At 67.8% G+C, this 21601-nt stretch carries 20 protein-coding genes; 8 read left to right on the top strand and 12 right to left on the bottom strand.

From position 1 onward, the window contains the following. Positions 1–28 precede the first annotated feature (28 nt). The 3 genes from ACSQ3M_RS26075 to ACSQ3M_RS26065 all read right to left on the bottom strand — a co-directional run bounded on the left by ACSQ3M_RS26075 (position 29) and on the right by ACSQ3M_RS26065 (position 3731). On the bottom strand, positions 29–1174 hold the full coding sequence (locus ACSQ3M_RS26075; RefSeq protein ID WP_436152989.1) for an AGE family epimerase/isomerase: 1146 nt from the start codon (positions 1172–1174) through the stop codon (positions 29–31). A gap of 128 nt (positions 1175–1302) precedes the next feature. Beyond that, positions 1303–2910, bottom strand: coding sequence for a gamma-glutamyltransferase family protein (locus ACSQ3M_RS26070; RefSeq protein WP_436152988.1), 1608 nt, complete (start codon positions 2908–2910; stop codon positions 1303–1305). A gap of 62 nt (positions 2911–2972) precedes the next feature. Beyond that, a complete protein-coding gene (locus ACSQ3M_RS26065; RefSeq protein WP_436152987.1) occupies positions 2973–3731 on the bottom strand; it encodes an SOS response-associated peptidase in 759 nt (252 codons plus the stop codon). 88 nt (positions 3732–3819) lie between these two features. Here ACSQ3M_RS26065 and ACSQ3M_RS26060 point away from each other — a divergent pair, with 88 nt between their 5' ends. After that, entirely contained in the window at positions 3820–4305 is a 486-nt protein-coding gene (locus ACSQ3M_RS26060) for a hypothetical protein (RefSeq protein WP_436152986.1), read from the top strand. Here ACSQ3M_RS26060 and ACSQ3M_RS26055 read toward each other — a convergent pair. Together ACSQ3M_RS26055 and dxs are read right to left on the bottom strand one after the other, a co-directional pair. Continuing rightward, entirely contained in the window at positions 4302–5048 is a 747-nt protein-coding gene (locus ACSQ3M_RS26055; protein ID WP_436152985.1) for a TlyA family RNA methyltransferase, read from the bottom strand. The genes ACSQ3M_RS26060 and ACSQ3M_RS26055 overlap by 4 nt on opposite strands. A gap of 4 nt (positions 5049–5052) precedes the next feature. Continuing rightward, on the bottom strand, positions 5053–6963 hold the full coding sequence (gene dxs, locus ACSQ3M_RS26050; RefSeq protein ID WP_436152984.1) for a 1-deoxy-D-xylulose-5-phosphate synthase: 1911 nt from the start codon (positions 6961–6963) through the stop codon (positions 5053–5055). Between the two features lie 153 nt (positions 6964–7116). Here dxs and ACSQ3M_RS26045 point away from each other — a divergent pair, with 153 nt between their 5' ends. After that, entirely contained in the window at positions 7117–8331 is a 1215-nt protein-coding gene (locus ACSQ3M_RS26045; RefSeq protein WP_436152983.1) for an MFS transporter, read from the top strand. A 24-nt stretch (positions 8332–8355) separates the two neighbouring features. On the opposite strand, the gene ACSQ3M_RS26040 is transcribed toward ACSQ3M_RS26045, so the two are convergent. Together ACSQ3M_RS26040 and ACSQ3M_RS26035 are read right to left on the bottom strand one after the other, a co-directional pair. Next, entirely contained in the window at positions 8356–9288 is a 933-nt protein-coding gene (locus ACSQ3M_RS26040; RefSeq protein WP_436152982.1) for a DMT family transporter, read from the bottom strand. A gap of 10 nt (positions 9289–9298) precedes the next feature. Beyond that, the gene (locus ACSQ3M_RS26035) at positions 9299–10219 is read right to left on the bottom strand and encodes a pirin family protein (RefSeq protein ID WP_436152981.1); all 921 of its coding nucleotides are present in this window, start codon (positions 10217–10219) and stop codon (positions 9299–9301) included. Between the two features lie 115 nt (positions 10220–10334). Between ACSQ3M_RS26035 and ACSQ3M_RS26030 the strand changes: the two genes are divergently transcribed. Both ACSQ3M_RS26030 and ACSQ3M_RS26025 read left to right on the top strand, forming a co-directional pair. Beyond that, positions 10335–11003 (top strand): GntR family transcriptional regulator, encoded by a 669-nt coding sequence (locus ACSQ3M_RS26030; RefSeq protein ID WP_436152980.1) that lies wholly within the window; start codon positions 10335–10337, stop codon positions 11001–11003. 165 nt (positions 11004–11168) lie between these two features. After that, positions 11169–11759, top strand: coding sequence for a biotin transporter BioY (locus tag ACSQ3M_RS26025; RefSeq protein WP_436152979.1), 591 nt, complete (start codon positions 11169–11171; stop codon positions 11757–11759). A 46-nt stretch (positions 11760–11805) separates the two neighbouring features. Here ACSQ3M_RS26025 and ACSQ3M_RS26020 read toward each other — a convergent pair whose 3' ends face one another. Continuing rightward, a complete protein-coding gene (locus ACSQ3M_RS26020) occupies positions 11806–12354 on the bottom strand; it encodes an NAD(P)H-dependent oxidoreductase (protein WP_436152978.1) in 549 nt (182 codons plus the stop codon). A gap of 85 nt (positions 12355–12439) precedes the next feature. Here ACSQ3M_RS26020 and ACSQ3M_RS26015 point away from each other — a divergent pair, with 85 nt between their 5' ends. After that, positions 12440–13360, top strand: coding sequence for a LysR family transcriptional regulator (locus tag ACSQ3M_RS26015; protein ID WP_436152977.1), 921 nt, complete (start codon positions 12440–12442; stop codon positions 13358–13360). An 18-nt stretch (positions 13361–13378) separates the two neighbouring features. Here the strand turns inward: ACSQ3M_RS26015 and ACSQ3M_RS26010 are convergent, their stop codons facing one another. Together ACSQ3M_RS26010 and ACSQ3M_RS26005 are read right to left on the bottom strand one after the other, a co-directional pair. Further along, entirely contained in the window at positions 13379–13636 is a 258-nt protein-coding gene (locus ACSQ3M_RS26010) for an exodeoxyribonuclease VII small subunit (RefSeq protein ID WP_436152976.1), read from the bottom strand. Positions 13637–13698: 62 nt separating this feature from the next. Continuing rightward, the gene (locus tag ACSQ3M_RS26005) at positions 13699–14163 is read right to left on the bottom strand and encodes an Lrp/AsnC family transcriptional regulator (protein ID WP_193219601.1); all 465 of its coding nucleotides are present in this window, start codon (positions 14161–14163) and stop codon (positions 13699–13701) included. A gap of 291 nt (positions 14164–14454) precedes the next feature. On the opposite strand from ACSQ3M_RS26005, the gene ACSQ3M_RS26000 reads away from it, so the two are divergent. Beyond that, positions 14455–15018 carry an acyl-CoA thioesterase gene (locus tag ACSQ3M_RS26000; RefSeq protein ID WP_436152975.1) on the top strand — a complete coding sequence of 188 codons (564 nt, stop codon included), beginning with the start codon at positions 14455–14457 and terminating at the stop codon, positions 15016–15018. Positions 15019–15153: 135 nt separating this feature from the next. Here the strand turns inward: ACSQ3M_RS26000 and ACSQ3M_RS25995 are convergent, their stop codons facing one another. Together ACSQ3M_RS25995 and ACSQ3M_RS25990 are read right to left on the bottom strand one after the other, a co-directional pair. Next, on the bottom strand, positions 15154–18735 hold the full coding sequence (locus tag ACSQ3M_RS25995; protein ID WP_436152974.1) for a PAS domain-containing hybrid sensor histidine kinase/response regulator: 3582 nt from the start codon (positions 18733–18735) through the stop codon (positions 15154–15156). A 77-nt stretch (positions 18736–18812) separates the two neighbouring features. Then, positions 18813–19169 carry a winged helix-turn-helix transcriptional regulator gene (locus ACSQ3M_RS25990; protein WP_436152973.1) on the bottom strand — a complete coding sequence of 119 codons (357 nt, stop codon included), beginning with the start codon at positions 19167–19169 and terminating at the stop codon, positions 18813–18815. 96 nt (positions 19170–19265) lie between these two features. On the opposite strand from ACSQ3M_RS25990, the gene ACSQ3M_RS25985 reads away from it, so the two are divergent. Together ACSQ3M_RS25985 and ACSQ3M_RS25980 are read left to right on the top strand one after the other, a co-directional pair. Continuing rightward, complete coding sequence (locus tag ACSQ3M_RS25985) at positions 19266–20279, top strand: zinc-binding alcohol dehydrogenase family protein (RefSeq protein ID WP_436152972.1); 1014 nt, start codon at positions 19266–19268, stop codon at positions 20277–20279. A 15-nt stretch (positions 20280–20294) separates the two neighbouring features. Further along, on the top strand, positions 20295–21428 hold the full coding sequence (locus ACSQ3M_RS25980) for an L-dopachrome tautomerase-related protein (RefSeq protein ID WP_436152971.1): 1134 nt from the start codon (positions 20295–20297) through the stop codon (positions 21426–21428). Positions 21429–21601: the final 173 nt, after the last annotated feature.

The following is a 21601-nucleotide window of genomic DNA, read 5'->3' as shown; positions in this document are numbered from 1 at the left end:
ACGGGCGAGGCCGCTGGTCGCTGAGCCGCTACAGGGCCATATCGCCCTTGGTGACGCGGCAGACCTCGGCGAGCGCCAGCACCAGATGGTAGAGCACCCGGACCGGGACCCGATCGCTCATCGGCCGCCCCTGGTTATCGAGCTGGTTGACCCATAGCGCGTTCCTGGCGTCGATAAAGTGCCGGAAGAGCAGTTCCAGATGCTGTTCGAGCCGTGCCGCGGCATCGTCATCGCCCTCGAATTCGATCCTTGCGACGAGCGCCTTCAGATACTCGGTCTGCGGCCAGAGCAGGGCGGCGCCGTTCAGCACGCGGCCTGTCGGATCGACTTCGTTCACGACGAGCCGCGATGGATTGACCGAGGCGTCGACCTGAGCCTCCCCGAATGCATGGAGCTTTCGCGCCGTCTCGCGAGCGTCGCCCGAACCGGTCAGCCGCTCGTGGTGATAGAGCAGCCAGGTCCATTCGAAATGGTGGCCGGGTTCCCTGATCAGCCCGCGTGGGCCGGGGAACGTTGCCCAATCCTCGCCGAAGAACTCGCCGAGCGTGCCATTGGCATCCAGCATCCGCTCCCGCATCAGGCGTACGAGCCGGCCGGCCGTCGCCAGCCAGCGCGGGTCGGGCGATGCCGCTGCGAGCGCGTGGCAGGCCTCGAGCAGGTGCATATGCGGGTTCTGGCGCCGCGGCTGCGTGCCCAGCGTATCCTCACGGAAGCCGCCGGCCGGATGCGCCAGCTCGCCGTCGAGGAAGTCCATCACCTCGCCAGCGATCGCCAGCGCGTCCGTCTCGCCGGTCGCCTTGGCGAACCAGCCGAGCGCGAACAGGACGAAGGCGAGATCGTAGAAGTCGGACCTCCCGTCCACCGCCTCTCCGCGCGTTGTACAGGAATGGCTGAAGCGTCCGTCGGCGCGCTGGCAGGCGCCGGTCAGGAAGGCGAAGCCGTGCCGCGCCGCCGCCAATGCCTCGGGCACGCCGAGCAAATGCGCGTGGCTGAAGACATAGGTCAGCCGGGCCGTGACCAGGGTCGTGCGCAGATCGCTGGTCTCGGGCGTTCCGTCCGGGCCGAGATACTCGACGAAGCCGGGCCGCGCCGGGTCGAAGGCGCGGTCGATCCAGCCCGGCAGCAATGTGTTCGTCAGCCAGAACTGTAGATCGTCTGGTGCGGGGCTCGACATGCTTTAGATCCTCGGAGCCGCGTGCGAGGCGTGCTCGATCAAGCGCGGCGCCGGGCAGATTCCAACAGTTTGTCGCGATTTCAGGTCGTGCTTGAAGTCGAAATCACGCTGGTCAGGGCGGTGGGCTCTCAGGGTGTCGCCACATAGCCGTCCCGGCGCGGGTCGCAGGCGCCCGTCAGCCGGCCTGTGGCCGGATCGCGCGCAACCGCCTGCATGCCGCCGACACGCATCGTCCAGCCGGTATCGAAGGGCACGATCGCATGGCCGCGCCCGGCCAGCGCCGCAATCGTCGCTGGTGCAAGCCGATCCTCGACCTCGATCGCGCGGCCATCCCAGAGCCGGGCGCGCGGCGCCTCGATCGCGTCCTGCAGCGGAAGGCCGAAATCGACGTGCTGGACCATGGCCTGCACCTGGGTCTGCAGGATGCCGTAGCTGCCGGGCGTGCCGAGTGCGAGCACCGGCGCACCATCTTTGGTCGAGAGGGTGGGGGACATGCACATCGGCAGTTCCGAACCGGGCAGCGAGCGGTTCGGGCTGCCGGGCTGCACGTCGGCCCAGTACAGGAAGTTGTTGAGGCAAAGTCCCGTGCCGGGCACCACGACGCCGCTGCCGAAGGGGCTGCCGATGCTCTGCGTCACGCAGATCAGGTTGCCGTCGCGGTCGGCGATCGAGAAGGAGGTGGTGTGGCCGGGGTCCTCGCCTGCTGGCGCCTGCGGCATCCATTGCTCGGTCGGGCCGTCGATCGGCTTGCCGTCGCGGACCTGTGCCCGCAGCCGCTCGACGAAAGGCTCGGACAGGATCTCGGCGAGCTTCTCGGGCCCCGGATTATTGTGGGCGATCCGGATGCCGGCGGCGAGGCGGATGGCACGGTAGACGATGTCGAGATGCTCGATGCCGTTGCGCTCCAGCTTGCTGAGGTCGAAGCCGTCGAGGATGCGCAGGGTCAGCAGGAACTGGAAGCCTTCGCAGGCCGGCGGCGGCAGATGCACCTGCCGGTCGCGATAGGCGATGGCGAGCGGCTCGCGCCAATTGGGTGAGACCTTGGCGAGGTCGGCCATGGTCAGCGTGCCGCCCTGCGCCTTGAGATGGGCCGTGATCGTCTCGCCGAGTGGCCCCTGATAGAGATGGCCCGGCCCTTTGACGGCGATATCGCGCAGGGTCGCCGCCAGCTCCGGCTGGTGCAGGATCTGGCCGAGCGCGACGCTTGTCCCTCCCTCGCGCAGGTAATTCCGCGCCCAATGTTCGTAGAGCTCGGGCCGCTCGCGCAGCAGCGGCGCCTGCTCGTTGAACTCCACCACGCCGAACTCGGCGATCGGGAAGCCGTCCTCGGCGAGCGCGATCGCCGGCGCGAAGATCTCTCCGAGCGAGAGGCGGCCATAGGCACGGTTGAGCTCGCACCAGCCGGCGAGATTGCCGGGCGGGGCCACCGCGAGCGCGCCGCGCTCGAGATCGGAACGCTGGCTGAAGCGCTCGATCGGGAAGCTCTCGGGCACGCGGGGCACGAAATCGAGCACCCGTACGCGCTTCTCGGCCGCGACCCACATCGTCGCCGAGCCCATGCCGGCGAGGCTCGACATGAACGGCTCGACCACATTGAGCGCCGCCGCGACCGCGCCGACTGCGTCGAAGACGTTGCCGCCCTGGGCGAGGATGCGGGCACCGGCCTGCGCCGCCAGCGGATGCGCGGCGGTGACCATGCCGTGCAGGGAGCTCATCGTCGGGCGGCGGCCATCCATATCGGGCGTTTCCTCTGTTGGTCTCGTTCGAGACGAGAGTACGCACGCTGTCGGGGGCTGCGCTAGAACAGGCTGCCCTGTGCATCGTCCGGGCTGCCCCGACGGGAACGCATGACGGGCTTGGCGGGAGGCGCTGGCGCCAAGGCCGGATCGAAGGCTTCCTGCACCTCCGGCCCGTCATTGGCGACCTTGTTCACTGCCGGTCCGAGCCGGAGCATCTCCAGGAGATCGTCGGGTGGCGGCTGCAGCAGCGCTTGCAGATCGGCCGGCCCGGCCGCCGGATCGAGCCAGGTGTCGAAAGCTTCGGGCGGCACGATGACGGGTGAGCGGTGGTGGATCGCCGCCATCTGCCCGTTCGCCGAACCGGTGACCATCGCGACCGTGTCGATCTCGGAACCATCCGGGCTGTGCCAGGTCTCCCACAAGGCCGCGAAGGCGAAGAAGCCCTGATCGGGCTTCCGGAAGAGGTAGGGCCGGTTCTCCTGCTGCCGGCCCTCGCCGAGGCGATGCCATTCGTAGAAGCCATCAGCCGGCATCAGGCAGCGCCGGCGGATGAAGGCGGCGCGGAAGGACGGTTTCTCGCGGGCGCTCTCGCCGCGGACATTGATGACCAAAGGAAAGGTTTTGGGATCCTTGACCCAGCCCGGGATGAAACCCCAGCGCATCAGGATGAACTGGCGCCGGCCCTCGTCGAGGCGCACCACCGGCACCGGTTGCGTCGGCGCGATGTTGTAGCGCGGCGGGAAATTCGGCTGCTCGCGATAGGCGAAGGCCTCGCGCATCGCCTCTGGCGGTAAGGTAATGGCATAGCGACCACACATCGCCCGATCAGTTCCGTCTTATCGTGACCGGATCAAGACTTTGTTTGCTGTTGGCACAGCATAGTCGCGCCGCTTCCGGGGCCTCTTCATGTCTGCTACCGCGACCGAGACATCACCGACCGCGGCGGGCGGCATCACACCGCAACTCTCGACCGACTATCTCAACCGCCACAGCGAAGCGCTGATGCTGCTGGAGATGGTGCCGCTCGACCGCGAGATCGTCGGCGATCTCAAGGCCTGGCGCGCGCTTGGCTATGTCGAGCATTTCGCGATCTCCCCGTTGCGCTGTGCTGGCGAGGCCATGGCCGCCTATCGCGCGCTGGATCGGCGCGAGGCGGAAGGTTTCGAGCAGCTCTGCGCCGCTATGGACCGCCTGGTCTATACCGCTACGGCGTTGCTTGATGAGATGCCGACCGAGGAGGATCCGGCACTGATCGTCGATGTCGCCAGCCTGTCGTTGCGCCGCCTGATCGCGCGCGCCACCGCCTTCATCAACGCCAATGGTCGAGGCCAAGCCGCCTATATCGATGCCGGTGCCGTGCAGGCCGACATCGATACGCTGATGGCGAGCTAGACGCTCCGCACGCCTCCGAGCAGGAATTCGCGGTTGCCGTCGCCGCCCTCGATCGGCGAGGGGATGAGCCCGCTGATGGCGAAGCCGAGGCCGCTGACCACGTCCGCGATCTCCGCGCAGATCTGCTGCTGAAGCGCCTCGTCGCGCAGCACGCCTTTCTTCAGCGCCGAGCGCTTGGTCTCGAATTGCGGCTTCACCAGTGCGATCAGCCGGGCTTGCGGCGCCAGCAGCTTAGCCACCGCCGGCAGCACCAGCTTCAGCGAGATGAAGCTGACGTCGATCACGGCGAGCGCCGGCGCCTGCGTGAACAGGCCGGGATCGAGCGTGCGGATGTCCTGGCTCTCCAGGCTGGTCAGACGGGGGTGCCCGTGCAGGCTCTCATGCAATTGCGCTTGGCCGACATCGATGCCGTAGACATGCGCTGCCCCGCGCCGGAGCAGCACATCGCTGAAGCCGCCGGTCGAGGCGCCGACATCGAGACAAATTAGCCCTGCCGCATCGAAGCCGAAGGCGTCGAGCGCGGCGGCGAGCTTCACCCCGCCGCGCGAAACGTAAGGGTGCGCCGCCTGCGCCTCGATCGTCGCCTTCGCGAGCACCGTCTCCGAGGCCTTGCGCAGCACGACGCCATCGGCGCTGACGAGGCCGGCGGCGATGGCAGCCTGCGCCCGCGCACGGCTCTCGAACAGGCCGCGCTCAAGCAGCAGCAGGTCGGCGCGGACCCGGCGCGGCAGGCCCGCGGTCATGGGCTCAAGCGCGCCGCGCGGCGCTGGCCGGGCCGAGCGCGGTCTCGACGGTGCGCACGATCCCGGCGGCGTCGAGACCGGCCTGCGCATACATCGCCTCGGGCTTGTTGTGCTCCTGGAAGATGTCGGGCAGCGTCAGGCTGCGGATCTTCAGGCCGCGGTCGAGTGCGCCTTCACGCGCCAGCAATTGCAGCACATGGCTGCCGAAGCCGCCGACCGAGCCTTCCTCGACGGTGACCAGCACCTCATGCTCGCGGGCGAGGCGCAGGATCAGCTCCTCGTCGAGCGGCTTGGCGAAGCGGGCATCGGCGACGGTGGTCGAGAGTCCGCGCTGGCCGAGCTGCTCGGCGGCCGTGAGGCACTCTGCCAGCCGCGTGCCGAGCGAGAGCAGTGCGACCTGCGTGCCCTGCTTGACGATGCGCCCCTTGCCGATTTCGAGCGGCACGCCGTGCTGGGGCATCTCGACGCCGACGCCCTCGCCACGCGGATAGCGGAAGGCGATCGGCCCGTCGTCATAGGCGGCCGCAGTTGCGACCATATGGGTCAGCTCGGCCTCGTCGGCCGCCGCCATCACCACCATGTCGGGCAGGCAGGCGAGATAAGCTATGTCGAAGGCGCCGGCATGGGTCGCCCCGTCGGCTCCGACAAGGCCGGCCCGGTCGAGCGCGAAGCGGACCGGCAGTTTCTGGATCGCGACGTCGTGCACGATCTGGTCGTAGGCGCGCTGCAGGAAGGTCGAGTAGATCGCGCAGAACGGCTTGAAGCCTTCGGTCGCCAGGCCCGCCGCAAAGGTCACCGCGTGCTGCTCGGCGATGCCGACATCGAAGGTCCGGCCCGGGAATTCCTTGCCGAAGGCATCGAGCCCGGTGCCGGACGGCATGGCGGCGGTGACCGCCACGATCTTCTCGTCCTCGCGCGCCGCCTTGATCAGGGCGTTGGCGAAGACATTGGTGTAGCTCGGCGCATTCGCCGGCGCCTTGGCCTGCAGGCCGGTGACCGGGTCGAACTTGACCACGCCATGGTATTTGTCGGCGCTGGCCTCGGCCGGGGCGTAGCCCTTGCCCTTCTGCGTCACGACATGGACGAGAATCGGCCCCGTCTCGGCGTCGCGAACATTGCGCAGCACCGGCAGCAGATGGTCGAGGTTGTGCCCGTCGATCGGCCCGACATAGTAGAAGCCGAGCTCCTCGAAGAGGGTGCCGCCGGTCCAGAAGCCGCGGGCATATTCTTCGGTCCGCTTCGCCTTCTCATGGAAGAAGCGCGGCAGCTTTTCGGCCAGGTATTTGGCGACCTCGCGCAGCGAGCGATAGGTCCGGCCCGAGACCAGTCGGGCGAGATAGGCCGACATCGCGCCGACCGGCGGGGCGATCGACATGTCGTTGTCGTTGAGGATGACGATCAGCCGCGAGCCCGTCGCGCCGGCATTGTTCATCGCCTCATAGGCCATGCCGGCCGACATCGCGCCGTCGCCGATCACGGCGATGACGTTGTTGGCCTTGCCCGCCAGATCGCGCCCGACCGCCATGCCGAGGCCGGCCGAGATCGAGGTCGAGGAATGGGCGGCGCCGAACGGGTCGTATTCGCTCTCCGCGCGCCTGGTGAAACCCGAGAGCCCGCCGGGCTGGCGCAGGGTGCGGATTTCGGCGCGGCGGCCGGTCAGGATCTTGTGCGGATAGGCCTGGTGGCCGACATCCCAGATCAGCCGGTCCTGCGGCGTGTCGAAGACATGATGCAGCGCGACGGTGAGCTCGACCACGCCGAGCCCGGCACCGAGATGGCCGCCGGTGACCGAGACAGCATCGATCGTCTCGGCCCGGAGCTCGTCGGCGAGCTGGCGCAATTGCGCATCGTCGAGCCGGCGCAAGGCAGCCGGATCAGGTACCTGGTCGAGGAGAGGCGTGTGGGGGCGAGGCAAGGGCTGGCCGAAGCTTGCTGGATCGTGCCTTCGAAATAGTCTTTCGCGGCGGTGCTGGCAAACCGGCTTGTCGTCGCAGCCGGGCAGGAAACGGGTGGGAGCAAGCGGCCTGATCTGGAAAATCAGGGTCATCCTCATCGCTGGACGCTTCCCATGACCTCGCCTTTCTTCATCGCCCTGCTGCTCGCGGGCGTCACTGCGCAGTTCGCCGACAAGCTCGCGCTCGACACCATCACGCTCGCTGCGACGCAAGCGGGTGCGACACCACGCTTCGTTGGGTTGCTTGTCGCCGCGCAATCGGCCGCCTGGCTGCTGATCTCGCTGCCGGCCGGCGTGCTCGCCGACCGCATGGCGCCGCGCACGCTGATCCTCGCAGGCGGTGCCTTGATGGCGTTGGGATCGAGCCTCGGTGCTGTCCTGCTCGCCAGTGGCGCAATTGGCCCTGCGCTGGCGCTCTCGACCTTCATCGCGGCGGCGGGGCCGGTCACCATCGCGCTCTCGATCTTCGTGCTGATGCCGCAGGCCGTGACGCTCGCCGAATTGCCGCGGGCCAATAGCCGGCTCGAGCTCGGCCGCGCCGCCCTCAGCCTGATCGCGCCGCTGATCGCCGGCTGGGCGGTGGCGCGGGCCTCGGGCTGGCTTGGCCTCGGGCTTTGTGCCGCCTGCGGCGTCGTCGTGATCATGGCCGCCGCCCGCCTGCCGGCCGAGCGGCCGCCGGCGCAGCCGCGCCAGCCCTTGCATCGCGCCATCGCGGAGGGCGGCGCCTTCGTCGCACGCCATCCTTATCTCAGGCCGATCGCGCTCTGCGCCATCGGCTGGAACCTCGCCTTCTTCGCCTTCATGGCGCTGCTCGCACCCTATGCGCTGCGTGTGCTGACGCTCGATCCGGCGACGGTCGGTCTGGCCTCGTCCGTGTATGGCGCCGGCGCCATTGCCGCGGCGCTATCCGGCGCCTGGCTGATCGCGCGCCTGCCGACCGGGTTCTTGCTCGTCTTCGGTCCGGCGGTCTCGCTCTTCGGGGCAACTGCGCTGGCGCTTGCGCCACCTGCGCTCGGCTGGCCGGCGCTGGCACTCGCCTTCTTCCTGTTCGGCTTCGGCCCGATCCTCTGGTTCATCACCCAGACGACCTTGCGCCAGGCGGTGACGCCGCAGCCGCTGCTCGGCCGCGTCAGCGCGACGATCACCACCGCCATGTACGGCATGCGTCCGTTGGGGGCGCTCGCCGGCGGCCTCGCCGGCGAATGGTTCGGCGTCGAGACGGCGATGTGGCTGCCGGTTGTCCTGTTCGCGTTGTCGACGCTGGCGATCCTGGCCTCGCAGATGCCGCGGCTGAAGGTCATGCCGACGGCGGAGCTGAGCCCGGGCTAAGCGGCCGCAGGCGGGCTGCCAGCTTCAACGAGCTGGCGACCGAGCCGGCCGCGTGGCCAGCAGGACGCCGGCGACGATGAATGCGATCGAGATTCCTTCCGCCACTGTCGGAACCTCGCCGAGGAAGACGATGGCGAGAAGCGAGGCGACGACCGGCACGAGCGCGATCATTGCAGCGGCGGCGGCAGGGCCCAGCAGAGCGACCGCGCGATTGAAGCTGACCAATGCGACGATGCTCATCAGCACGCCCTGATAGAAGCCCTGGACCGCGATCTCGGCTCTTGGCGCCTGCGCCAGGCGGCCGATGTCGAGGACGGCATAGAGGGGAACGAAAATCACGCCGGACCAGAAACAGATTAGTGCGGCCGACTGCATCGGCGTCAGGCCGCTGCCGCGCAGGAGCAGTGTATAGCCGGCCCACATCGCCGCCGCGAGTGCCAGAAACCCGAGCCCGAGCAGGCTCGGCGCGCCCTGGCCGCCGGTCGCGGTCAGGATGAAGCCGCAGAGCCCGGCGGCGATGGCGGCGTAGCCGAAGAGCCTGATCTTGCCGGGAGGCTGGCGCAGCAGCAGCCAGCCCAGCAATCCGGCGAAGACCGGCATCAGCGTCGGCGTCACCGAGGCCGCGCGTCCGGCCGAGGTCATCTGCACGCCGAGCGCGACCAGGGCCGCGAAGGGCGCGCCCCATAGAACGCTGAAGACGAAGCCGTTGCGCCAGGCCCGGGGCGGCAGATCGCGCAGCAGCACCGGCGCCAGCAGGATCGCGCCGATGCCATAGCGCAGCGCGGTCAGGTCCCAGACATTGAGGATGCGGGTGACGCTGAAGCGCGTGACCACGAACCAGCCGGCGAAGATCGCGACCGTCAATGTCGCCCAGAGAAAGCCGGCGAGCAGCTTCCGCGACGGGCGAGCTCCATCCAGCGCTGCGGGGCGCCCGCGAGGCAGGTCTTCAGGAGGCATGTCGGTGAGCTCAGCGCTCCGGCAGCGGGATGAACTCTTCCTCGTCGCCGGGCACGGTATCGAAGCGGCCGGTCTTCCACTCCTGCTTGGCCTGGTCGATCCGCTCCTTCGAGGACGACACGAAGTTCCACCAGATATGGCGCGGGCCGTCCATCGGCTCGCCGCCGATCAGCATCAATCGGCTCTGGTCGACCGCGAGGATCGAGATCCGGTCGCCCGGCTTGAAGATCAGTAGCTGGCCGGCGCCGAATTCGTCACCGGCGATGTCGATCTTGCCGGTGACGATGTAGACGGCGCGCTCGTGATAGTCAGGATCGAGCGGCAGGATCGCGCCCGGAGCCAGCACGGCCTCGGCATAGAGCGTGTCCCAGGGGAATTTCACCGGCGAGGTCTGGCCGAAGGCCGAGCCCATGATCAGGCTGACGCGCTTTCCCTCGCCGACGATGCGCGGCAGCTCGGGCGCGGCATGGTGGATGAATTCCGGCGCGACCTCCTCATGCGTCTTCGGCAGCGCGAGCCAGGTCTGGATGCCATAGAGCTTCGGCGCCTTCAGCCGCTCTTCCGGCGCGGTGCGCTCGGAATGGACGATGCCGCGCCCGGCCGTCATCAGGTTTACCGCGCCGGGCCGGATCGGCAGGGCGGTGCCGAGCGAATCGCGGTGCATGATCTCGCCGTCGAAGAGGTAGGTCACGGTGGACAACCCGATATGCGGGTGCGGGCGCACATCGATGCCCTCGCCGAGCAGAAACTCGGCCGGGCCCATCTGGTCGAAGAAGATGAAGGGGCCGACCATCTTGCGCCCGATCGAGGGCAAAGCGCGGCGGACCGAGAAGCCGCCGAGATCATGCGCGCGCGGCACGATGACCTGCTCGAGCGCCTCGCAGGAGCGGGTGTCGCCCGCGATCGGATCGTGGTCGGGCAGCTGCGACATGGCGATGTCCTCTCCTGTGAGCCCGGGAAGACTGGCCCCGGACGCCGTGGACGACAAGGGTACAACCGGCCGCACCGGGCTCGACGCGGCTCGCCGAAGAAATTATCGATAATTCATGGCCAGCGAGAAATCCGAGACCCTTCCAGTCCGCATCAGCCGCGTCCTCGCCGAACGGATCATCTCCGGGCAGCTCGAGCCGGGCGCAAGGCTGCGGCAGGACCATGTCGCGGCCGAGTTCGGCGCCAGCCATGTCCCGGTACGCGAAGCCTTCCAGCGGCTGGAGGCGCAGGGGCTCGCCGTCAGCGAGCCACGCCGCGGCGTGCGCGTCGCCGCCTTCGACCTGCGCGAGGTCCGCGAAGTCGCCGAAATGCGCGCGGCGCTGGAGGTGCTCGCCTTGCGCCATGCCGGCCCGCATCTGACGCGCGCCATCCTCGACGAGGCCGAGGAGGCGACTCGCGCCGGCGACAATTCGCCCGATGTCCGCGCCTGGGAGGAGGCGAATCGGCGCTTTCACCGTTTGATCGTCACGCCTTGCGCCATGCCGCGCCTGCTGGCGGCGATCGATGATCTCCATGCTGCCAGCGCCCGCTTCCTGTTCTCGGCCTGGCGCTCTGACTGGGAAGCGCGCACCGACCATGACCACCGCGCCATCCTCGCAGCGCTGCGAATTGGCCAGGTCGACGAGGCCGCGGCGATCCTCGCCCGCCATGTCCAGTGGATCGGCTCCAAGCCGGTGCGTACCGCCGCTGGCGGAACCCGCGACGTCTTCACGATCCAGGGCTGACGCCGAGGCCAGAGCCGTCGGCGGGCCTGGCTGCAGCCCATCTGTGCATTTTCGCGCGTGGGACAGCCACGCGCTGCTGACTTGCAATCCGATCGGTCTTATGGATTCTAAGATAGATCGACTTGCTAAATTATCTATAATTCTGGAATCGATGGAGACGAACCCATGAGCGACCTCAGCTACGCCGCGCCAGCCCGCTTCAGCCCACTCGATCTGCAGGCGCGTCCGGCTCTCGTCCAGCTTGGGGCCGTCGTTCTCGGCACGCTGGCCCTGGCGATCGCCTCGCAGATCAGCGTGCCGATGCTGCCGGTGCCGATGACCATGCAGACGCTGGCGGTGATCCTGATCGGCGCGCTCTACGGCTGGCGGCTCGGCGCTCTCACCATCCTCGCCTGGCTCGGGGAGGCAGCGCTCGGCTTGCCGGTACTCGCCAATGGTAGTGGCGGTCTCGTGCCCTTCATGGGCCCGACTGCGGGCTATCTCGCCTCCTTCCCGTTCGTCGCGGTGCTGGTCGGCTGGCTCGCAGAGCGCGGCTGGAACGGCAGTCGGCCGGCCTTGGCCTTCGCGTCGATGCTGCTTGGACACGCGCTCTGCCTGCTGTTCGGCGGCCTCTGGCTCGCCACGTTGATCGGACCGGAGAAGGCGATGCTTGCCGGTGTCGTGCCCTTCCTGCTCGGCACGCTGGTGAAGTCGGGACTTGGTGCAGCGATCCTGATGGCGCTCGTGCGCCGCACCAACAAAGCCGAACAGGCTTGAATCGGAGCGGGCCGGCGTCTCGGCGCCGGCCTATCCACGAACAGCGTCAGGCGGCCTGCCGGGTTTCGAGATGGGCGAGCCGCGCGGCGTAATGGTCGGCAGCCGCCTCCAGCGCCTCGGCATCGGCCCGGCGCACGTCATAGACCAGGAACGGCTCCTGCCAGGCGAGGGCGCAGCGATGTGCCGTCGCCTGCAGCGGTTTCAGCAGGTCGCGCAGCGAGAACAGATTGGCCCCGCTCGGCATATAGGCCTCGGGGACGTTGCCGGCTGTCGCGGCGATCAGGAGGGGGCGGCCGGCGAGCTTTGCGCCCTCCGCGGCGTAGTGGATGTAGAACATCCGGGTCAGCACCGCGTCCTGCCAGGCCTTGAGCAGTGGCGGCGTCGAATACCATTGCACCGGGAACTGCAGGACGATGCGCTCGGCGGCGAGCAGCCGCGCGACCTCCACATCGCCATCGATGCACCCGTCCGGATAGAGCGCCTGCATGTCGACGACGGTCGTGCCGGGCCGGCTGCCGGCAGCTTCCGCTAGCGCCTTGTTGGCGCGCGAGCTCTGATAATCGGGGTGGAAGAGCAGGATGAGCGTCTGCGTCATGGCGATCTCCTTGGGTTCGACAGGAGGATGCGGCGCGCTCAGAAATTACTCCAATGGATGATCGATATATCGTATTATCGATCTCATGAATTTGCGAGGGGTCGATCTCAACCTGCTCGTCGTGCTCGACGCCCTGCTCGACGAGGCGCATGTCTCGCGCGCTGCCGAGCGGATCGGCCTGTCGCAGCCGGCCGCCTCCAGTGCGCTCGAACGCTGCCGGCACCTCTTCGGCGACCCGCTGCTGCTGCGGGGCAGGGGCCGGATGCGGCTGACCGCGAAGGCGCAGGCGCTGCAGCAGCCGCTGCGTGACATCCTGGCCCAGGTGGCCGCGCTGCTCGATGCGCCGGAGCCGGACCTCGCGAGCCTGAAGCAGACTGTCAGGGTGATGACGGCCGAGCTGCCGCCGGCCCTGGTTACCGGCCGGGTCTATGAGCATCTGATGCGCACTGCGCCGGGCCTGACGCTCGCCATCCTGCCCTGGCAGGGCGCGCAGGCGACGCTGGAAGCGCTGGCGCAGGGGCGGGCCGATCTCGCCATCTCGGTCTTCCCGACGATCGACGCTGATTTCACCCGCCGTGAATTACTGCGCGAGCGCTATGTCGTCGCGATGCGGCAGGATCATCCGGCGCGGGTCGGTTTCGATCTCGACCGCTGGCTCGCCTTCCCGCATGTGCTGGTCTCCGGCCGCGGCGAGACTTATGGCCCGCTCGACGAGGCGCTCGCCCGGCTGGGTCGCAAGCGCCATATCGGCCTGGTCGTGCCGAGCTTCCTCAGCGTGCCGCCCTTGCTGTTGACCTCGGATCTGATCGCGCTCTTGCCGAGCCGGACCTTGCCGCCCGAGGAAGCCGATCGCTTCGCCACTTTCGAGCCGCCGGTCGCAGTCGAAGGCTTCCCGCTGCATCTCGCCTGGCATCGGCGCAGCGAGGCCGATCCAGCAGTCCAGCATGTCGCGCGCCTGATCGAGACCGTCCTCGGCGAAGCGGCTGCGATCAGTCAACCGGCCTAATCATGGTTGGACCGCCCGCTAGTTCCCGACGTCGAGCGGCTGGGTGCCGGTCGGCTTGCCGTCGGCGCCGAGCGTGATCTTCTCGATGCGGGCTTCGGCCTGCTTCAGCAGCGCGTCGCAGCGCGCCTTCAGCGCCTCGCCGCGGGTGTAGATGTCGATCGATTCTTCCAGCGCCACATCGCCGCGCTCGAGCTTGGCGACGATGCCCTCGAGCTCCTTCAGGGCCGCCTCGAAGGGCAGCCCGGCGACATCGGCATTGGTCTTGGCGTCGGTCACGGGCGCGAATCCTGTTGGCGGCCCGTTATCGGCTCTGGTCCCTTTCGCCGCAACCCCGTGCCTCACATCGGCAGGGCCGAGGTCTTCTTGATCGTGCGCAGCGTCAGCGTCGACTGCACCCGGGTGACGCCCGGCAATTGCGTGATGATATCGGTGTGGATGCGCTCGAAATCGGCGCTGTCGCGGTAGATCACCCGCATAAGATAATCGTGCGCGCCGGCGAGCAGATGGCATTCGAGGATCTCGGGCAGGTCCTGCACCGCCTTCTCGAAGCTCTCCAGCGAGGCGCGGCCCTGCTGGTCGAGCGTGACGAAGACGAAGGCGGTGCCGGGGAAGCCGGCGATGCGCTCGTCGAGCATCATCACATAGCCGCGGATCAGCCCGCTCTCCTCGAGCTGGCGCACGCGGCGCAGGCAGGCCGAGGGCGAGAGGTGCACCTTGTCGGCGAGATCGGAATTGGTGATCCGGCCATCCTTCTGGAGGATGCGCAGGATCGTCTTGTCGCGGGAATCGAGTTCGATCTGCATCGCTGGAGCGTCGTCCCGTGGGCCGGTGCCGTCTGGCGCGGTCGCCGGAAAGCGCAGATGTTTCTGCGCAAAAAGCGCGCTTGGCAAGCATGATCTTGCGCGCACTCCCGCATTACCCGCATGGCGGCGCTGTCATGGCGTCTCGCGCCGCAGGATCGTGCAGCGCAACATTCGGATTATTCCAGTCGAGATCGAGGCACACGAGCCTTGCTCTACAAGGCGACCGCCAAGTGGGTCTGGCCGCCTGCGCAAAAACGTTTACAACTAAACTATTCTCTCCGGGACGCCGTCATGAATCTCTGGTTCCGCCTCATCTGGCTGCTGCTGACGCGGCCCTTCCAGCCGAAGCTGAAGCCGCCCTTCGAGGCCTCGATCCTGCCCTTCCGGGTCTGGCCGCATGATCTCGACACCAGCCTGCACATGAACAATGCCCGCTACTGGGGGCTGATGGACCTCGGCCGGGCCGATCTGATGCTGCGTAGCGGTCTCTGGCGCGCGATCCTGCGCCATGGCTGGGTGCCGGTGGTCAATTGCGGCACGATCCGCTTCCGCCGCGAGGTCCGCCTGTTCCGCGCGCTCAAACTGGAGACGCGCCTGCTGTGCTGGGGCGAGAGCTGGGTCGTGATGCAGCATCGCATCCTGACGGCCGGCCGCGACGGCCAGGAGATCGTCGCTGCGGTCGCGCTGGTGCGCGCCGCGCTCTACGACCGCAAGGGCCGGGCCTATGTGCCGGCCGCCCGCCTTTTTGCCGAGATGGGCGTCGTGGTGGAAAGCCCGGAGCCCAGCCCCGAGGTCGCGGCCTTCCTTGCGGCCGAGGAGGCGTTGCGGCAGGCCGGCGCGGCCGGAGAGGCGTAGTGCGGGTGGCGTTCCGCGCGCGTCATTCTCGGGCGGAGCGAAGCGCAGACCCGAGAATCTCAGGACGATAAAGCGCCGACCGGAGCCTCATCCGGCCGGAGATGCTCGGGTCAGGCCCGAGCATGACGCGGTTCCCTACTCCGCCGCCAGCCGGGTCGCGCGCCATTGCGCCAGCAGCGCCCGCAGGGCGCCGGGCTTCAGCGGCTTGTTCAGCACGTGGATATCGAGCGTTCCCGCTTCCTCGCGTACCTCCGGTGAGCGGTCCGCCGTCAGGAGAATCGCCGGCAGCCCGCCGACCTGCTGCCGCAGGGCCGAGATCACAGCGATGCCGTTCTCGCCATGGTCGAGATGGTAGTCGGCGATCAGCACATCCGGAGCGCCATTGGCGGCGATGAGCGCGGAGGCTTCCTCCAACCCGCGCGCGGTCTCGACCTTGCAGCCCCAGCCGCCGAGCAGGAGCCGCATACCGTCGAGGATGGTGGGCTCGTTGTCGATGGCGAGCAGCTTGAGGCCGGCGAGCTGGCTGCTGGACGGCGTGTTGCGCGCGGCTGCATTCGTCGCCATCGCCGGCAGCGGCGCGGCCCGCGGTACCAGGATCGAGAACCGCGTGCCACGTCCCGGTGTCGAGGCGAGCGCGAGCTTGTGGTCGAGCGTGCGCGCGATCCGCTCGACGATCGAGAGTCCAAGACCCAGCCCTCGCGCGACCTTGGCGCCTTGGTCGAGGCGCTGGAACTCGCGGAACACGGTCTTCTGCTTGCTCGCGGGGATGCCGAGCCCGGTGTCGAGCACCTCGATCGCGATCTGCCCGCCGCGCTGGCGGCAGCCGACCAGCACCTTGCCGTTCGGGGTGTACTTGATCGCGTTCGAAACCAGGTTCTGCAGCAGGCGACGCAGCAGGCGCCGGTCCGAGCGGACGGTCACCGACGTCGCCGAGAAGACGAGTTTCAGCCCTTTTTCCTGGGCGCTCGGCTCGAATTCGCGCTGCAATTGGCGCATCAGTTCGTCGACGCGGAAGGCGCTGATCTCGGGCTTGAGCGCGCCACCGTCGAGCCGTGAGATCTCGAGCAGCGCGGTCAGGATCTCCTCGACGGCGTCGAGCGAGGCGTCGATGTTCTCGGCGAGGTCGGGCTGTGTGCCGGCACGGTCGCGTTCGACCAGAGCGGAGGCGTAAAGCCGTGCGGCGTTCAGGGGCTGCAAAATATCGTGGCTGGCGGCGGCGAGGAAGCGTGTCTTCGAGGCGTTGGCGTCGTCAGCCTCGGCTTTGGCGCGCTGCAATTCGGTGTTGACGTGCCTGATCTCCTCGGTGCGCTCGGCGACGCGTTTTTCCAGCGTCTCGTTGGTGCGCTCGAGCTCCTCCTCGGCGGCGACCGAGACGGTGATGTCGGTATAGGTGGTGACGATGCCGCCATCGGGCAGCGGGTTCGAGCGGATCTCGATGACATTCTTCGAGGGATAGAGCCTGAGCCGGACCGGCTCGCGGTCGTTGATGAAGCTCTCCAGCCGCGCCGCCATCAGCTCGTCCTGCGGCCCTACGCCATAGGCGCCGCGCTGCGCATTATAGCGCACGATCTCGTCGAGCCCGGTGCCGAAGCGCACCAGCGAGGGCGGCAGGTCGTAGAGCTGGATGAAGGCCTTGTTCCAGGCCAGCAGGCGAAGGTCACGGTCGAGCACGGTGATGCCCTGGCCGGCATGGTCGAGGCCGTTCTGCAGGATGTCGCGATTGTACTGCAGGGCTGCCGAGGCGTCGTCGAGCAGCTTGAAGGCGGCTTCGGTCGAGAGATTGCGCCGCTTCAGCAGCAGCGAGAGCACGAGGCGTGACGAGGCGGCGCCGATCGCGGAGGAGAGCAGGTGCTCGCCGAAGCGCAGCGTGTGGATATCGGCCTCACGGGTGCCGTTCAGCACCTCGCCGCGCGAATGGGCAAAGCCCTCGAAGGCGCGCTGCGTCCGCTCCTGGCCGAGATAGCGGCCGATCGTCGACTGCAATTCAGCCTCGGTGACGCTTGAGCGCCAGAGCGAGAAGGACTGAGCCATGGTCGCGCTGTCCGACTCGACGAAGGCGTTGGCCTGCAGACGCTCCATCGCGCTCGCCGGGCGAATGAACGAGAAGCCGACATAGCAAGCGAGGTTGATGCCGAGGCTCCAGAGCACGCCATGGGGCAGCGGCGGCAGTGACGACAGGCCAAACAGCGCCTCCGGCCGCAGCGCGGTGATGCCGAGCGGTCCGTATGCGACGATCTCCGCCCAGTAGCCGCCGGGCAGCGCCAGGCTCGGGATCAGAAGCGTGTAGAGCCAGGTCAGCAGGCCGGCGGACAGGCCGGCGGCAGCGCCGAGTGCTGTGCCGCGCCGCCAGATCAGCCCACCGAAGAAGGCCGGCGCGATCTGGGCGGTGGCGGCGAAGGAGAGCAGGCCGATCGAGACCAGTGCCGCCTCGCCCGCAGCCCGGTAGTAGGCGTAGCCGAGCAGGATGACGACGACGATGGCGCCGCGCCTTATGTGCACCACCTGCGAGCCGAGGTCACCGCCGGTCGGACCGCTGCGGCCTTTGCGTTCGATCAGCGCGGCCGCGCGCTCGGGGTCGACGCTGACGCCGCGCCCACGCAGCAGCAAAGGCGTGACGAGATGGTTCGAGATCATGATCGCGAGTGCGACCGAGGCGACGATGACCATCGCCGTGCCCGCCGAAAGCCCGCCGATGAAGACGAAAAGGGCAATGAAGCCCGCCTGCTTCTCCAGCGGCAGCAGCAGCACGGTCATGTCGCGATCGATGCCCGAGCCCGGCAGGAGAACTTCGCCGGCCGCCGCCAGCGGCAGCACGAACAGGTTGATCAGCACGAGGTAGAGCGGGAACATCCAGGCGGCGCGGCGCACGTCCCGGACATCGCGGTTCTCGACGATCGCCATGTGGAACTGCCGCGCCAGCAGCAGCGCGGCGCAGGAGGACAAGGCGGTCAGCGTCAGGAACATCGGCCAGCTCGACGTCCGGTCCCAGATCGGCGGTTTGTCCGCAGCCGCAGCCGCCCGTGCCGCCTGGGCGAAGAGGTCACCGGCCCCGTCGAACAGGCCGTAGACGACGAAGACGCCGAGAGCCAGGAAAGCGACGAGCTTGACCAGCGACTCGGCCGCGATCGCCAGCACCAGCCCGTCCTGGTGCTCGGTCGCGTCGATATGGCGGGTGCCGAAGGCGCAGGCGAAGCCGGCGAGCACCAGGGCGACCAGGAAGGCGAGGTCGCTCAGGATCGGGATGTCGGTCATCGGCGGCGGTCCGCCAGCGGCGGCGAAGAACACCGAGAGCGAATTCGCCACCGCCTTCAATTGCAGGGCGATATAGGGCAGGGCGCCGACCACTGCGACGATGCAGACCAGCGCCGCGACGCGCTCGCTCTTGCCGTAGCGTGCGCCGACGAAGTCGGCGATCGAGGTGATGTTCTGTGATTTGGCGATGCTGACGATGCGCGCGACGAAGCGGTGTCCCAGCCCGATCACCAGGGCCGGGCCGACATAGATGCCGAGAAAGTCGAAGCCCGCCCGGTTGGCGAAGCCGACCGAGCCGTAGAAGGTCCAGGAGGTGCAGTAGACCCCGAGCGCCAGCGCATAGATCGTCGTGCGCGCCCGCCCGGTCATCAGGCGGCGTCCGGTGGTGTCCGCGAGATGGGCGATCGCGAACAGAACGCAGAGATAGCCGAGCGCGCTCAGGACGACGGACCAGGCCGGTAGCATCGCGCCTCCTTGCAATGGCGATCGCCGGCAAACCTATCGCCGCTGCGCCATTGCCGCCATCGGTCTTTAGGCCGGTTTCAGGCTGCTGCCGGGACCTGTGCCAGCCGCTCCAGCCGCTGCTGCCCCCACGCATGCATGGCGCGGACGATCTCCTCGAGCGAGCGGCCTTCCTGCGTCAGGGCGTAGTCCACCCGCGGCGGGACCTGCGCATAGACCGTGCGGGTGACGAGCCCGCACTCCTCGAGCTCGCGCAATTGCCGGGTGAGCATGCGCTGCGTCGCGCTCGGCAGCTTCCGGCGGATCTCGTTGAAGCGCAGCGTGCCGGAGAGCAGATGGTAGACGATCACGCCCTTCCACTTGCCGTCGATCAGATCGAGCGTCACTTCGACCGGGCAGCCGGCAGCGCAGTCATAGCGCTTCTTCGTCTTCAGCATCCGACAGTATCCATTTTGATACTACTGGTCCGTTTTGTGCGTATTGCAGCCTAGGAGCATAACCGTATTTCTTGGCCTTCAACAGGAGATTATCCGATGAAGGCCGTTGGCTACCGCGCATCCCATCCGATCGGGCATCCCGAGGCGCTGCTCGATCTCACGCTCGAGAAACCGGTCGCGGCCGGCCGCGATCTTCTGGTCAGGGTCGAGGCGGTCTCGGTCAACCCGGTCGACACCAAGATCCGCCTGCGCTCGCAGCCGGAGGCTGGCGGCGTGAAGATTCTCGGCTGGGATGCCGCGGGAACCGTCGAGGCGGTCGGCCCCGACGCCACATTGTTCAAGCCAGGCGACGAGGTCTTCTACGCCGGCGCGATCGGCCGCTCAGGCACGAATGCCGAATATCATCTGGTCGACGAGCGCATCGTCGGACGCCGGCCGGCTTCGCTCTCGGTCGCAGAGGCGGCGGCAATGCCTTTGACGGCGATCACTGCCTGGGAGGCACTGTTCGACCGGCTCGATATCCGCAAGCCGGTTCCGGGGGCGGCGAACGCGCTCCTCATCATCGGCGGTGCTGGCGGCGTCGGTTCGATCGCGATCCAGCTCGCCAAACAGCTTAGCGACGGCACGGTGATCGCGACTGCCTCGCGTCCGGAAACGCAGGCCTGGGTCAGGGAACTCGGCGCCGACCATGTCGTCGACCACACCAGGCCGCTGGCCGCTCAGGTCGCCGCGCTCGGGATCGGTGCGCCGGCTTTCGTCTTCTCGACCACCCAGACCGATCGGCATTTCGACGAGATCGTCGAATTGATCGCGCCGCAGGGCCGCTTCGGCCTGATCGACGATCCCGAGCCGATCGACGTGATGAAGCTGAAGCGCAAGAGCGTCTCGCTGCATTGGGAGCTGATGTTCACGCGCTCGCTGTTCGGCACCGACGACATGATCGCGCAGCATGATCTGCTGAACGAGGTCAGCGCCATGGTCGACGCCGGCAAGCTCAAGACCACGCTCGGCGAGCATTTCGGCAGGATCGATGCCGCCAATCTCAAGCGCGCCCACGCCTTGCTCGAAAGCGGCAAGGCCAAGGGCAAGATCGTTCTCGAAGGCTTCTGAAAGGGGAGGGAAACCATGCGTACAGTTCTGAAAATCGCGATCGCAGCCGGCCTTCTCGCGGCGTCTCAAGCCGCGCGAGCTCAGCAATCCGCGCAGCCGGTCAAGGCCGAAATCTTCGCCGAACTGCCGCAAGCGGTCGGCAACATCACCTTCACGCCCGACAGGCGCGTGATCTTCAGCCATCATCCGTTCTTCGCGCCGGACATCCGCGTCGCCGAGCTCAACCCGGACCGCAAGTCGTTCAAGCCGTTCCCGGATGCGAGCTGGAGCACGCCGCGGCCGGGCACGGACCGCTATCTCGACAGCGTGCTCGGCCTGCGTGGCGACGAGAACGGCATCATCTGGCTGATGGACATGGGGCAGCGCACGCCCCTGACGCCGAAGCTCGTCGGCTGGGACGCCAAGCGCAACCGGCTGCACCGCATCTACTATATCCCGGCGCCGGCCTCCCTGCCGGAATCGCAGCACAACGACTTCGTCGTCGACCTGAAGAACCGCAAGTTCTACATCGCCGACGAAGGCATCGGGCCGGGCGGTGATGGCAGCAAGGCGGCATTGGTCGTGGTCGACATGGACACCGGCGTGGCGCGCCGCGTGCTCCAGGGCCATGCCAGCACCTTGCCGGAAAACCGGCCGATCACGGTCGAAGGCAAGGACCTGACCGTGCCCGGCAGGGACGGCAAACCCGTCGTGATCAAGGTCGGCGCCGACGGCATCGCGGCGGACAAGGAATTCCGCTGGCTCTATTACGCGCCGCTCAGCGGCACGAGCGTCTACCGCCTACACATCGCCGATCTGATCGACGAGAAGCTGAGCGATGCCGAGCTCGGCGGAAAGGTCGAGCTCTATGCCGCCAAGCCGAACAATGGCGGCTTCTCGCTCGACGCCAAGGGCAATCTCTACCTGACCGAGGTGGAGGCGAAGGCGGTCGGCGTCATTCCCGCCGAGGGCCGGCAGTATCGGCGCTTCGCCATCAACGAGGCGATGCATTGGCCCGACGGCGTCAGCTATTCGCCCGATGGTTTCATGTATGTCTCGGCCGCGCAGCTCGCGCAGGCCGCGCTGTTCAACGACGGCAAGGGTTTGAACAAGGCGCCCTATTACATCTTCCGCTTCAAGCCTCTGGCGCCCGGCAGGATCGGCCACTGACCGAAGGCGGCGCTGCGGCAGTGAGTGGAATCTCTGCCGCGGCGTTCGTCGTCATCTCGACTTCGCATTCTGGATGATCGGAGCCTGAAACCGGCGTTTTACCGGTGAAAGGTCGAGAAAAGTGCTGGGAAAACGGTTTCCCCCGCCACCTGCGATGTTCTAGCCTGCATACG

The sequence above is a fragment of the Allobosea sp. LjRoot90 genome (genome assembly GCF_964254315.1).
Classification (GTDB): Bacteria; Pseudomonadota; Alphaproteobacteria; order Rhizobiales; family Beijerinckiaceae; genus Allobosea.
This window is presented reverse-complemented; position numbering and strand designations above follow the sequence as displayed.